This window comes from Mesorhizobium sp. B2-1-3A (genome assembly GCF_006442655.1).
GTDB lineage: Bacteria > Pseudomonadota > Alphaproteobacteria > Rhizobiales > Rhizobiaceae > Mesorhizobium.
Genome location: NZ_VFWK01000006.1, coordinates 362,895 through 375,727, shown reverse-complemented (window position 1 = coordinate 375,727; position 12,833 = coordinate 362,895). Strand labels below are relative to the sequence as shown.

Annotated in this window: 11 protein-coding genes; 5 read left to right on the top strand and 6 right to left on the bottom strand. The window is 62.9% G+C overall.

The genetic code is table 11. The features are described 5' to 3' along the window. Positions 1-15 precede the first annotated feature (15 nt). From FJ977_RS26185 to FJ977_RS26160, 6 genes are all read right to left on the bottom strand, one after another. Positions 16-423, bottom strand: a complete 408-nt coding sequence (locus FJ977_RS26185; RefSeq protein WP_140775048.1) for a hypothetical protein — start codon at positions 421-423, stop codon at positions 16-18. A gap of 1 nt (position 424) precedes the next feature. Next, positions 425-2,098 (bottom strand): GMC family oxidoreductase, encoded by a 1,674-nt coding sequence (locus FJ977_RS26180; RefSeq protein WP_140775047.1) that lies wholly within the window; start codon positions 2,096-2,098, stop codon positions 425-427. Positions 2,099-2,134: 36 nt separating this feature from the next. Then, positions 2,135-3,103 carry an ABC transporter permease gene (locus FJ977_RS26175; RefSeq protein WP_202323747.1) on the bottom strand — a complete coding sequence of 323 codons (969 nt, stop codon included), beginning with the start codon at positions 3,101-3,103 and terminating at the stop codon, positions 2,135-2,137. Positions 3,104-3,105: 2 nt separating this feature from the next. Next, entirely contained in the window at positions 3,106-4,056 is a 951-nt protein-coding gene (locus tag FJ977_RS26170) for an ABC transporter permease (protein WP_140775045.1), read from the bottom strand. Beyond that, positions 4,053-5,594, bottom strand: coding sequence for a sugar ABC transporter ATP-binding protein (locus FJ977_RS26165; protein ID WP_140775044.1), 1,542 nt, complete (start codon positions 5,592-5,594; stop codon positions 4,053-4,055). Before FJ977_RS26165 ends, FJ977_RS26170 begins: the two co-directional genes overlap by 4 nt. A gap of 73 nt (positions 5,595-5,667) precedes the next feature. Then, entirely contained in the window at positions 5,668-6,882 is a 1,215-nt protein-coding gene (locus tag FJ977_RS26160; protein ID WP_181180074.1) for a substrate-binding domain-containing protein, read from the bottom strand. A 315-nt stretch (positions 6,883-7,197) separates the two neighbouring features. Between FJ977_RS26160 and FJ977_RS26155 the strand changes: the two genes are divergently transcribed. The 5 genes from FJ977_RS26155 (at position 7,198) to FJ977_RS26135 (ending at position 12,681) form a co-directional block, all read left to right on the top strand. Then, on the top strand, positions 7,198-7,962 hold the full coding sequence (locus FJ977_RS26155; RefSeq protein ID WP_140775042.1) for an electron transfer flavoprotein subunit beta/FixA family protein: 765 nt from the start codon (positions 7,198-7,200) through the stop codon (positions 7,960-7,962). 3 nt (positions 7,963-7,965) lie between these two features. Next, complete coding sequence (locus FJ977_RS26150) at positions 7,966-8,934, top strand: electron transfer flavoprotein subunit alpha/FixB family protein (protein ID WP_140775041.1); 969 nt, start codon at positions 7,966-7,968, stop codon at positions 8,932-8,934. Position 8,935: 1 nt separating this feature from the next. Beyond that, positions 8,936-10,891, top strand: a complete 1,956-nt coding sequence (locus tag FJ977_RS26145; RefSeq protein ID WP_140775040.1) for a (Fe-S)-binding protein — start codon at positions 8,936-8,938, stop codon at positions 10,889-10,891. A gap of 69 nt (positions 10,892-10,960) precedes the next feature. Continuing rightward, positions 10,961-11,884, top strand: a complete 924-nt coding sequence (locus tag FJ977_RS26140) for an NAD(P)-dependent oxidoreductase (RefSeq protein WP_140775039.1) — start codon at positions 10,961-10,963, stop codon at positions 11,882-11,884. A gap of 104 nt (positions 11,885-11,988) precedes the next feature. Next, positions 11,989-12,681 (top strand): N-acyl homoserine lactonase family protein, encoded by a 693-nt coding sequence (locus FJ977_RS26135; protein ID WP_246683336.1) that lies wholly within the window; start codon positions 11,989-11,991, stop codon positions 12,679-12,681. The last annotated feature ends 152 nt before the right edge of the window (positions 12,682-12,833 follow it).

The following is a 12,833-nucleotide window of genomic DNA, read 5'->3' as shown; positions in this document are numbered from 1 at the left end:
CGGTTGATTGGGAGATCAAAGGCCGGGAGTCGGCCGATATTTGCGGCCGCGCGCAATGACGTGGCCGAGCGAGCCGTCGGTCAGGTAAATCTGCGTCGCCTTGGAATCGTAGGGGACGTTCTCCTGGCCGGGATAGCCGATCAGTTCGCGCACGCGCGGGCTCATATAATAGGTGGCGATGGCAATCGTTGTGATCGCCGAGAAGGCTTCGCCATCCTCCTTGTTGAGGCTTTCCAGGCAAGCCTCTGCGCCGCTGGCCGGATCGACCGCGATGCCGCGCGCAAAGCCCGGCTTCAGGTCCGTGCGAAAATCCAGCGATTTCTCGACGTCGGCATAGCCGCAGACGTCGCTGAACTTCGGCATCTTGCCATATGCGGGGATGAGGAAATCGGCGAGCGCGAAGAAGGTGTTCTCGTTCGACATGTCAGGCCACCTCCTGGTTGCGGCGCTCGGCGATCATGCGTCGCGTGTTGCGCAGCGCGACCGCCATGATGGTCGCCGTCGGGTTGGTGGCGCCCGAGGTCGGGAAGGTCGATGCGTCCATGACGTAGAGGTTGGGCACGTCGTGGCAGGCGCCCCATTGATCGACGACCGAGCGCTTCGGATCGTCGCCCATCACGGTGGTTCCGATCAGATGCCAGCCTGATTCACGCACCGGTGTCGAAACCAGCGTCTCGATGGCGCCGGCGGCGCGCACCGATTCCAGGCAGCGATCGATGTTGAACTTCAACAGCCGGTTGGAGTTCTCGTTGACCTTGTAGACGATCTGTGGCGCGGGCAGCCCGTCGGAGTCCGTCAGATCCTTGGACAGGATCACCTGGTTGCTCTCTTCCGGAAGATCCTCACCGACAATGCCCCAGATCAGCGAGTGGCCGAAGCGGCGCGCCACATTCTCGTGCAGGTTGGCGCCCCAGAAATCCTGGAACCGGCCGCTCTCGGCGACATAGACCTTGGATCCGGTTGCCCCGGATACGCCAACCGGTCCGCCCGAGGGCATGCAATTCCATTTCGAACCGCGCACGAAGCCGCGGCTTTCGTCGGTCTCGTAGAACTCGAGCGAATAGACCTGCTGGCCAAAGGGGCCGCGCCAGGAATCGAGCGGATCCGCGTAAGAGGCAAGCACGCTGGCGAAGGGATGCATCATCAGCCTTTTGCCGACCATGCCCGATGAGTTGGCAAGGCCGTCCGGATTCCTGGCCCCTCCCGACATCAGCAGCAGTCGCGGCGTGCCGACGCCATTGGCGCACAGGATGACCACCTTGGCGCGCTGGCGCCGCTCCCGGCCGTTCGCGTCGATATAGACGACACCGGTCGCCAGCCCTTGCTCGTTGGTCTCGACTTCCTTGACCCGGGCACGGGTGACCAGCCGCGCGCCGGCTTTCAATGCCAGCGGCCAATGCGACCGGTCGGTCGTGGATTTCGCGCCCTCCGGACACCCGGTAAGACAGGTTCCGCGGCGCACGCACGGATTGAGTTCGCCGAACGTCTCCGACGGGATGGCATTGCTGCCGGGCCACCAGTGCCAGCCCATCTTTTCCATGCCCAGCGCACCGCGCAAACCGACGGAGCCGATGGGCAGCGCCGGGAAGGGATAGGCACCGCGGGGCGGATAGGCCGGATCGCCGGCGAGACCGGAAACGCCCACCTCGCGCTCGATCTCGAGCTGGTAAGGCAGCAGGTCTTCATAGCTGAACGGCCAGTCCTCGGCCACGCCGTCCATCGACCGCACGCGGAAGTCCGACGGCAGGAAATGCATCCACTGCGCGCCATAAAGCGTCGCGCTGCCGCCGACGCCGGCGAACATCAGCGGGTTGATGTCCGTCGTCGACGTATCGACGGGATAGTCGTTGGGATTGTCACGGACGTTGGGATTGGGATGCCAGAGCTTGGTGCTGACAAGCTCGTGCTCCGGACGCGCGCCGGTATAGTCGGCATAATCAGGCCATTCGCCCTGTTCGAGCACGACAACGGAAATGCCGGCACGCGCCAGGTGAAGCGCGGCAACCGAGCCGGATGGGCCGGCCCCGACGATCACGACATCCACTTCCTCGTCGCGCCTTGCCCGCGCACCGCGATCCGCCAGAACTTCAACGGTCATTTTCTTCCTCCCTTGGGGTCCAACGGCAGCATCGGGTCAGGCGAGCCGCGTCCGGTAAAACGCCGCCGCGCCGATGATGATGACGCCCTTGATGATGAGCTGCATCTCGATCGGAAATCCGAGCAGCAGCACGAGATTGTTGATCACCACCAGAACAGCCACGCCAAGCAGCGCCGCGAAAATGTTGCCGCGCCCACCGGTAAGCGCCACGCCGCCCATCACCGCGGCAACGATGGAGTCCAGTTCGTAGCCTTGGCCGACCCAGTTCGAGACGGTACCGACATAGCCGAGCAGGAACAGGCCGCCTATTCCCGCGCAGACCGAGCAGATGACGTAGCAAAGGATGACCACGCGATCGGGCGCGACACCGTTGAGGAACGCGGCCTTCGGATTGCTTCCCACCATGAATATCTCACGGCCGAGGCGCGACCGGTGCAGCACGATGCCGAACGCGATCGCCAGGAATGCCAGGGTGATCAGATTGACTGGTACGCCAAAAATCCGCCCCGAGGCCAGAAAGCCCATGCCCGGCGGCAAGGTGCTGATCGGCGCCCCGCCGGTATAGGCGAAACGAATGCCCTGCAGGATGATCATCATCGCCAGTGTCGCGAGAAACGGGCTGACATTGCGCTTGGCGACGAGCCAGCCGTTCACCAGGCCCACCATGGCCGACAGGGCGATCGCGGCGATGAAGATCATCGGAATCGCTTCATTGGTGGTGGCTTTGAAAGCGGTCGCCAGCACCGCCACCGTCGCCATCAGCGAGGCCACTGACAGGTCCAATCCGCGCACCAGGATGACGAAGGTCTGACCGATCACAACCATGCCAAGCGGTGCCGCGATGGTCAGCACATTGACCAGGTTGGCCGGTCGCAGAAAGGTCGGTGAGGCAAGAGCCGCGACGGTCATCAGCACGACCAGGAAGACCACCAGCCCGTAGCGCTCGAAGACAGACGCCAGGGAAATGCCTTGCGATCGCGGCATCGGGGTATCGAGAGGCGCCATCATTATCTCCGCCTTGGTGTGTGGATGCCGACGGCGATGATGATGATAAGCCCCTGGATGACCCACTGGTAGTAGGACGAGACATTGACGAAGTTCAGCAGGCTGTTGAGCATGGTGACGAGCAGCACGCCAAGGAAAGTGCCAAGCACGCCGCCTCTTCCGCCGGCCAGGATGGTGCCTCCGACCACCACCGGCGTCACCGACTGCAGCGTCAGCGCGGCACCGATGCGCGGGTCGCCAACGCCAGTTCGCGCAGTCAGGAAAATCGCCGCTATGCCCGCGCACAGGCCCGACAGCGCGTAGGCAAGCACCACGATACGATCGACCGGCAACCCGTTCAGCCGCGCCGCTTCCCGGTCGCCGCCGACGAAGTAGATGCTGCGGCCGGTGCGCGTGCGCTGCAGCCAAAGCCCGGCGAGCGCGAAAATCACGACGAGCACGCCGGCGCTGAGCGGAATGCCGCCGACCTTTGCATAGGCGATATCCGCGAAGGCACGCGGTACGGAGCCACCGGGCTCCTTGCGGTACATCAGCGTTCCGCCGAAGATGATCGAGGACATGCCGAGCGTGACGATCAACGGATGGACGCGCAGCACGACCGTCAACAACCCGTTGAGCGCGCCCACAGCGGTCGCGGCGACCAATGCGAGCGGCAGTGCAAGCCACACCAGATCGGGGCGCCATTCGAGGAAGTTCGCCAGAAAGACGGTGAGCGCACCAACCAGCGAACCGACCGCCAGATCGATGCCGCCCATCAGCACGACAAACGTCTGGCCCAGGCTGACCATGCCCAGCACGATGAGCTGCTGGAACAGGTTGCCGATGTTGCGCCAGGTCAGGAACCGATCGGACAAGAAGCCGCCGGCGACCGCAAGCAGGACCAGCAGCACAGCCACGATCAGATAGGAAAGCATCAGCCGGTTGCGGCGAAGATCCATCGCGATCGCACTCATCCTACCGGCTCCGCACGCTGATCAATTTCCGCCTTGCGATGCCCGACAGATCGCACGGCGAGATCCATGATCGCCTCCTCGCCGAGCGCATCGCCTTTGATTTCGCCGACGACATAGCCTTGCGCCATCACGAAGACCCTGTCGGAAAGGCCGACGATTTCGGGCAGTTCCGGACTGATCATCAGCACGCCGACGCCAGAATCCGCCAGCCGGCGCACGATGCGATAAATCTCCACCTTGGCCCCGATATCGACCCCGCGCGTTGGTTCGTCGAGGATAAGCAGCCTGCTGGCGATCCGCGACCAGCGGCTGAACAACACCTTCTGCTGGTTCCCACCGGAGAGATTGCCGATCTTCACGTCAGGCGACGGCGTCGCGACCGAAAAGTCCTGGATCTGCCGCATGGCCACCGCACGTTCCTGCTTGCGGTCGATCAGGCCATGTTTCGTTATGCCTTCGAGGTCGGGCGCTACGATGTTGGCGGAAATCGGCAGGCCGAGAAACAGGCCGTCGTCCTTTCGGCTCTCGGTCAGAAAACCGAGCCCGTGGCGTATCGAGCCCTTCGGAAGCTTCGCCGCAAATGGCTTGCCATCGAATTCGATCACACCACTCTCCACGGCGCGCGTGCCGAAGATCGCCTCGGCGACCTCCGTGCGCCCCGAACCGACCATGCCGGCGACGCCGACGATTTCGCCAACCTTGACGTTGAGGCTGACGTCACGGACGCGCGGACCAGCCTTGAGGTTGCGAACGGTGAGCACATCCGGGCCGCTCGCCGGTGCGGTGCGCCGCGGCGGATAGATCTGGCTGAGCCGGCGACCGACCATCCGGGTGATCATCTCTTCGCGCGTGAGCGCGCTTACCGGGCTCGTGCCGACGAGCTGGCCGTCCTTGAGGATCGTGACCGTGTCGGCGATCTCGAAGATTTCCTCCAGCCTATGGGAGACGTAGACGATACCGACGCCTTCGTTGCGCAGCCTGCGCATGTTCTCGAACAAAAGATCGACCTCGCGTCCGGCGATGACCGCCGTCGGCTCGTCCAGGATGAGCAGCCGCACCTTGCCGACCAGGGCTTTCGCGATCTCGACCATTTGCTGGTCGGCAAGCGGCAATTCGTCGATCCTGGCGTGGGTTGGAATGTCGACGCCGAGCTGTGAGAGAATTTCAGCGGCGCGGACGTGGCGGGCGCGGTTTGAAATGAGACCCAGCATGCCGCGGGGCTGCGTATCGACCAGAATGTTCTCGGCAACGGAAAGCTCGGGAAAAAGAGCAAGCTCCTGATGGATCACGTGGATGCCGGCCGCGCGTGCTTCCTTCGGCGACTGCCAGGAAGCCGGCCTGCCGAGGTAGGTCATGGTCCCGGAATTCGGTTTGGTCACGCCGCCCATGACGCGGATCAGCGTCGACTTGCCCGCGCCATTTTCGCCGAGAAGGGCGTGAATCTCGCCGGGTTGCACGGCGAAATCGACCTTGTCCAGGGGTTTGACTCCAGGATAGTCCTTCTCGATCTGACTGAGTTCAATAACAGACGCTGACATATCCGGTGCTCGAACTGTTCAATGCACGTCCGGTGCGCGCCCAGAAGGGCGCACACCGGGTCGCTTGGGAGGCTTACTTCGGATAGTCGGGATTGAATGTGCTCGGATTGTAGCCGGCAGGCAGCCCGTTGCTTGGCGACAGATCGCCCGGATCGCTCATGCTGACATGGTCGAGCAGATGCCTGTCGCCCTTGACCGAGACTGTATCCGCGCCCGGCGACGTGACGACCTGGAAGCTCACCTCGACCTTGTCCGGGACCGAGATACCCTTGAGCACGTCGAGCGCGGTCTCGATGCCGGTGATGCCCATCGACGTCGGATAGTCGATGCCGACCATCTTGATGTTGTGCTGGTTGGCCAGCTGATACATCCGGGCAACGTCGCCACCGGTCATCGGCGGGAATTCGCCGTCCTTGTAACCGGCGTCAAGAAACGCTTCGATCGCGCCATAGCCCTGTAGCGCGCTGTCGGCCAAGACACCGTCGATGGCCTTGCCGTGCTTCTGGATCAGCGCGGCCATCACCGACTTGCCGGTTGCCGGATTCCAGTCGCAATACTGCTTCTCCAGCACCTTGATGTCGGGAAACTTCGAGAACACTTCCTCGTTCGCCTTGATGCGGATTTCCGCGACGCTCGACCCGGCGATGCCCGGCAGCATCACGATGTTGCCCTTGCCGCCCAGCGTCTCGCACAACCACTGCGCCTCGAGACGGCCCAACGCCCAGTCGGATGCCGTGACGTAGGTGATGTAGTTGGCCGGCGTCTTCACCTTGCGATCGACCATGACAACAGGGATGCCCTGTTCGGTTGCGCGGCCGACGACGGAATCGAGCGCGTCCTCGGTCGAGGCCGCAATGAGCAGAATATCGACGCCCTGGCTGATCAGATCCTGGATATCCGCGATCTGCTTGGAAGGATCGTCATTGGCGTCGGTGACGAGAAGATGAGCGATCTCGTCGCGATGCTGGCCGGCGGACCACAGGACGCCATGCTGAAAGGCGACGCGCCAGGCATTGGAAATCGAAGCATTGGAGAACCCGATCGTGTACGGACCCGCCTTCTTCCATTTCGAGGTGTCGACCATGGTGTTGGCATTGGGGTTCCACATCCAGGTGCGCGGCGCGCCGTAATAGCCAGGCTTCTTTTCCGCCGTCTCTGAAGCGACGGCTGCGCTGGTCTGGGCGAGTTGGATGGCCGGCGCGGCGGCCATGGCTGCCGCCACGGCCGGCATGCCCCGGATAAAGCCCTTACGGGAAATCTTGTGGTCTAGAATGCTCTTTATTGACATTGGTTCCTCCTCCTTAACGCTCGACAGAGCGTTTAAAATTCTCCTCAGATATTCTCGCAACCGAGAAAGTATAAACAAAGAATATATGTTTATATCTCGGGCAAATCGCACGAGCATTCTCCTGACAACCTCCAACTCAGGAAAATTCGATTGGACGCGATTTGACGCAAGTTAGCAGTCGATTACCCATGATCGTCAATCTGCCGTCTTGTAATAGCTGCTATTACCTTTTTGGCCATTGGGAGCAGCGAAGAATACGACTTATCTAGCAGCCGGTTCTGGGCGCTTGAGGTGCGTTCCGTCGGAGGAGAGGCCGTGAATATTCTTGTCGTCTTGCGCATGATCCCGGATTCCGCGGGCGAGCTGCAACTCGCCGAGGACGGCCGCAGCATCGATCGGGAATGGCTGGATTTCCAGCTCAACGATTTCGATGATCATGCCCTCGAGGAAGCAATCCTGCTCAAGGAAGCCGTCGGTGCAAAGGTAACGGCGGTGGCCGTTGGCGAAGGTGCCAACCGGGTCCTGCAGATGGCCGCGGCGCGCGGCGCCGACGAAGTCGTGGCCCTCCAATTCGAGGAGGACGCCATGATCTCCTCACGAGAGATCGCGGCTTCCATCGCCGCGATGGCGAGGGCAAGGTCGGCGGACCTGGTTCTGTGCGGCGTCCAATCGAGCGAGGATGTCTTTGGCCAGCTCGCGCCTTATGTCGGCGCGCTGCTCGACTGGCCGCATGTCTCGGGAACCAACCGTATCGTTGCGAACGGCGCCGTGCTTCGGGTCACGCAAGAGCGCGGCGCGGGTGTCGCCGTCACCTATGAGCTGGCCACGCCGGCGGTGCTCGGCGTTCAGACCGCGTCGAAGGCGCCCCGCTATGTCTCGGGCAGCAAGCTTCGCGAGGCGTCCAAGACGCCCATCGGCCGCGCCACGCCCGAATTGTCGGGCTTCGAGCGTACCGCCGAGATCATCACATTGCGCCTGCCAGTCCAGGGCGGCTCCGGCGAGAACCTCGGCGGCAATGCTGAGACAGTCGCGGATCGCTTGATCACCATCCTGGCAGCCAAAGGCCTGGCGAGGAACTAAGCCATGAAATTGATTGCCTGTACCGAAGGCCATTCCGGCAAGATCGAAGCCTTCTCACTTGAGATGATCGCCGCGGCGCGCTCGCTGGCCCAGGCCGACGACGAAGTCGTTGCCTTTTTCGCCGGTCGTGACGCGGAAGGCGCATCCACTTGCCTTGGTGCCGCCGATCGCCTGATAGTGGCCCGCTCGACAAAATCGGATGTCATTCCCGCCGAGGCCTACGCGCTGCTTCTGCGCGACGTCATCACCGCCGAAAGCCCCGGCCTGGTCCTGGTTCCCTATTCGGCAAACGGACTGGACGTGGCAGCGGACATCGCGGCGCGAACCGGCTGGCCGCTCATCTCCTATGTCAATGAAATCAAGCGGCATGGCGAAGGCCTGACGATCGTCGCGCAGATGTATGGCGGCAAGATACTGGCCGAATGCGAAGTGCGGCTGCCCGCGGTTCTGATGATCAATCCAGGAGCCTTCGCGGCGGCATCGCCGGATTCGATCGCGGCCGTGAACGTGCAAACGATCGATGCCGAACCCGTACTCACCAGCGGCAAGGTGAAGATGGTGGCCATCGACATGCCGGATTATGCCGACGTCGATCTGACGACAGCCGACAGGATCGTGTGCGTGGGCCGCGGCATCGGCGACGAGGCAAGCATCGACCTTGCTCGCAATCTGGCGACGATGCTGGGGGCGGAGATCGCCGGCAGCCGTCCTGTGGTCGACAATGGCTGGCTACCGAAGCTGCGCCAGGTCGGCAAATCCGGCCAGAAGGTGAAGCCGAAGCTTTACCTGGCGCTCGGCGTGTCCGGCGCGCCCGAACATCTCGAGGGCATGTCACAGGCCGACCTCATCATTGCCGTCAACACCGATCCGAAGGCCCCCATCTTCAATGTCGCGCATTACGGCGCGACCTGTGACCTGTTCGATCTCGTCGCCAATCTGAGCGACAGGCTGCGAGCCGGCTCTGGCCGTTGAGATGGCATCGACCCTGCCACTCTGGATCCTGGTCGTCACAGCACTCGCGTTGACGGCCTGGCGCTCTCGCCGTTACGTGGTCGCTCTCGCCAATGCACCGGCAGCGGCCCGCTTCGACCGCCCGATGCTGCGTCTCCAGGGCGTGATGGTCGCCATCGGCATGCACCGGAAAATGCTCCGCAAGCCGCTTTCCGGCGTGCTCCACGCAATCATCTTCATTTCATTCTTCGTGCTGTTCACCGCCACGATCGATGCCTTCGGCTCGCGGCTGTTTCCCGGGTTCTCGCTTGCGCCCATCGGAGGCGAAACCTGGATTGCCGCTCTGCAGGATATCTTTTCGGTGCTGATGCTGGTCGGCGTCGCACTTGCACTCTATCAGCGCTACGTGCTGAGGCCTGCCCGCTTCGATGGCTCGAGCGGCAGCGATGCGGCAATCATCTATGTGTTGATCGTTCTGATCGTGGCGTCTCTGCTGCTCGAGGCGGCGGCGCGCATAGCCGGCGGCGCCGACGGCTCGTGGCGGCCCGTCGCGTCGGCGCTGGCCGGACTGCTCGAGCGTGCCGGCATACCGGGACATGGGGGCGAAGAGCTGTTCTACTGGGTTCACGTCGGCGCCATTCTGGCGTTCCTCGTCTATATCCCCGGCTCGAAACACCGGCACATGTTCCTTGCCGCGCCCAACATCTACTTCCGCAGCCTCGAGCCGCGCGGCCTCGCGCCCGCGGTCCCGGAAGCGCGTGAGGCTCCAGGCATCGACAGCCTGGGACAGTTCGACTGGAAGCAGCAGCTTGACCTTCTGTCCTGCACCGAATGCGGCCGCTGCCAGGCGGTCTGCCCAGCCTATGCGGCCGGTCTGCCGCTCAGCCCGAAGTTGCTGATCACCGACATGCGCGATGCGCTTGCCGCGGGACCATCGGCGGCCCCGCTGGTCGGCGGCGTGATTTCCGAGGAGACGCTGTGGGCCTGCACCACCTGTCGTGCCTGCATGGAAGCATGCCCGGTCGAGATCGAGCATCTGCCCAAGATCATCGACATGCGCCGTCATCTTGTCGACGAAGGCCGTATCAGCCCCGGGCTCCAGGAGGCGCTATCGAACCTGACCCGCCTCGGCAACTCCATGGGCAAGCCTTCCAAGATGCGGGCCCGCTGGACCAAGGAGCTCGGCTTTCCGGTCAAGGACGCGCGCGAGGAGCCTGTCGACGTTCTGTGGTTCGTCGGAGACTACGCGTCCTACGATCCGCGCGTTCAGGAAATCACCCGCAAGGTGGCCGAACTGCTGACCGCGGCCGGTGTCGACTTCGGCATTCTCTTCGATGCCGAGCGCAACAGCGGCAACGATGTGCGGCGCGCCGGCGAAGAAGGTCTGTTCGAGACGCTCGCTCAGTCCAACATCGATGAGATCAAGGCTTGCAGCTTCAACCGGATCATGACCACCGATCCGCATAGCCTGAATGCGCTGAAGAACGACTATCAGCATTTCGGCGCGGCGTTCGAGGTGCTGCACTATACGGCGCTGCTGGCGGAACTCATCGCGGCGGGAAAACTCGACCTGCATGTCGCCGACGGCGCCAGGGTCACCTATCACGATCCCTGCTATCTTGGACGCTACAATGGCGGCTTCGATGCGCCGCGCGACCTGATCCGGGCCGCCGGCTATACGCTTCATGACATGCCGCGCTGCCGGGAGAATTCCTTTTGTTGCGGCGCCGGCGGCGGCCGCATCTGGCAAGGTGACGACGGTGTGACCGAGCGGCCGAGCGAGAACCGCATCCGCGAGGCACTGAGCCTGGGCGACGTCGCTTATTTCGTCGTCGCCTGTCCGAAGGACAAGGTGATGTACACAGCCGCGATCGATGCACTCGGCGTGGCCGACAGATTGAAGGTCGTGGACATAGCGGAACTTCTCGTGCCGCGTACAAGCCAGGCGCTCGAAATGCCCACGGTGGAAACGACCTGACGGAATGCGATCCGGGAAATCGAGACCAAGCACCATGGGCAATAGGCCCCGAAGGAGGAGAGAGCGATCATGTCGACCCTGAAAATCGGCTTTGTTGGCATTGGAAAAATGGGCACGCCGATGGCGACCCGTCTCATCCAGGCCGGCTATGAGGTGATAGTCCACGATATCGACGCCAACGCCGTGCTGGAGCTGACCAATTCGGGCGCAAAGGCCGCGGGCAGCGCAGGCGAGGTTGCCGATGCTGCGGAGATCGTCTTTGCCAGCTTGCCCAGCCCGCAGATCCTGGAAAAGATCGTGCTCGGCGATGGCGGCATAGCTGACGGCAAGGCCGTCCGCATCTTCGTCGACATTTCCACTACCGGCCCGCGAACGGCCGCCAGGGTTGCAGAAGGCCTTGCAGCCAAGAACATCGCCATGATCGATGCGCCCGTCAGCGGCGGATTGAAGGGAGCACGCAACGGCACCCTCGCCGTCATGGTCTCGGGTCCCAAGGCCGCCTTCGAGACGGCGAGGCCGGTCATCGAGAATTTCGGCCGGATATTCTTCATGGGCGAGGTTCAGGGCGCCGCCCAGACCATGAAGCTAGCCAACAACCTGCTTGCGGCGGCGGCCCTTGCGGTCTCCTCCGAGGCGGTGGTGATGGGCGTGAAGGCGGGCCTCGATCCGAAGGTCATGATCGACGTCATCAACGCATCGAGCGGCCGCAACAGTGCCACCGAGGACAAGTTCCCGAAATCCGTCCTGCCGCGCACCTTCGATTTCGGCTTCGCCACCGGCCTGTCCTTCAAGGATGTGCGGCTGTGCGTGGATGAGGCGGAGGCGATGGGCGTGCCTATGGTGGTGGGCAGTGCCGTGCGCCAGCTGCTGAGCGTGACGAACCAGCTCTATGGGCCGGATTCCGATTTTACCTGTATGGTCAAGACGGTTGAGACATGGGCGCATGTGGAGGTCGGCTCAGCCCAGACCCCAGATGTCGCCAAAGCGAGCTGATCATGGGTGACTCCGAACGCTATGAGATCCATGCCGTTCGCTACGGCCATTTCGAACGCCGCTCGGGTGAGAATTTCCTGGGCGGGGACACACATGATGTTCCCATGCCGCTCGACTACTTCGTCTGGGCGATCGTCGGCGAGAAGCGCACTTTCATCGTCGACACGGGTTTCGACAAACCGACCGGTGACAAACGCGGACGCAGTGTCGTGAGGCCCGTCGATGACGGCCTGGCGGCAATCGGCATCAACCACGCCGATGTCAGCGACGTCATCGTCTCCCACATGCATTACGACCACTGCGGGAACCATCATCTGTTTCCGAACGCGACCTTTCACCTGCAGGATGCGGAGATGGAGTTCGCGACCGGCCGCTGCATGTGCCACCATGCCATGCGCCATCCCTTCGAGGCTGAAGACGTCACCACCATGGTGCGGCGCGTCTTTGCCGGAAAGGTTTGCTTCCACGACCCCGAGTCGCAGATCGCGCCCGGCATCACGCTCCACAAGGTTGGCGGCCACTCGCGCGGATTGCAAGTGGTGCGGGTGGAAACCGACAACGGCGCGGTGGTGATCGCGTCCGACGCAGCCCATTTCTACGCCAATATGGAGCGCGAAAAGCCCTTTCCGGTCTTCGACCGACTGAGCGACGTGATCTTCGGGGTGGAACGGATGAAGCAGCTTGCCAGTTCGCCCGCTCACATCGTGCCGGGGCACGATCCGCTGGTGCTCAAGCGCTTCGCGCGCAGCCGCCAGGACGTCGAGGACATTGTAAGCCTTACCCACCCGTTGGACTGATCATGTCGATGCCGTGACGGCTGGGATCCAGCGGCACCTTCGGGAAGCCGGCCGGGTCACAGCCATGAATTGGTTCCCGGCCTCGCCAGGAGCGCGCACCGAGCATTCGGATACGCACGGCCTCACACAGATCAAGGCGATGACCGACTTCA

Coding starts and splice junctions, on each gene's coding strand:
- FJ977_RS26185 (WP_140775048.1), bottom strand. CDS start 423: ATGTCGAACGAGAACACCTTCTTCGCGCTCGCCGATTTCCTCATCCCC.
- FJ977_RS26180 (WP_140775047.1), bottom strand. CDS start 2,098: ATGACCGTTGAAGTTCTGGCGGATCGCGGTGCGCGGGCAAGGCGCGAC.
- FJ977_RS26175 (WP_202323747.1), bottom strand. CDS start 3,103: ATGGCGCCTCTCGATACCCCGATGCCGCGATCGCAAGGCATTTCCCTG.
- FJ977_RS26170 (WP_140775045.1), bottom strand. CDS start 4,056: ATGAGTGCGATCGCGATGGATCTTCGCCGCAACCGGCTGATGCTTTCC.
- FJ977_RS26165 (WP_140775044.1), bottom strand. CDS start 5,594: ATGTCAGCGTCTGTTATTGAACTCAGTCAGATCGAGAAGGACTATCCT.
- FJ977_RS26160 (WP_181180074.1), bottom strand. CDS start 6,882: ATGTCAATAAAGAGCATTCTAGACCACAAGATTTCCCGTAAGGGCTTT.
- FJ977_RS26150 (WP_140775041.1), top strand. CDS start 7,966: ATGAAATTGATTGCCTGTACCGAAGGCCATTCCGGCAAGATCGAAGCC.
- FJ977_RS26145 (WP_140775040.1), top strand. CDS start 8,936: ATGGCATCGACCCTGCCACTCTGGATCCTGGTCGTCACAGCACTCGCG.
- FJ977_RS26140 (WP_140775039.1), top strand. CDS start 10,961: ATGTCGACCCTGAAAATCGGCTTTGTTGGCATTGGAAAAATGGGCACG.
- FJ977_RS26135 (WP_246683336.1), top strand. CDS start 11,989: ATGCCGCTCGACTACTTCGTCTGGGCGATCGTCGGCGAGAAGCGCACT.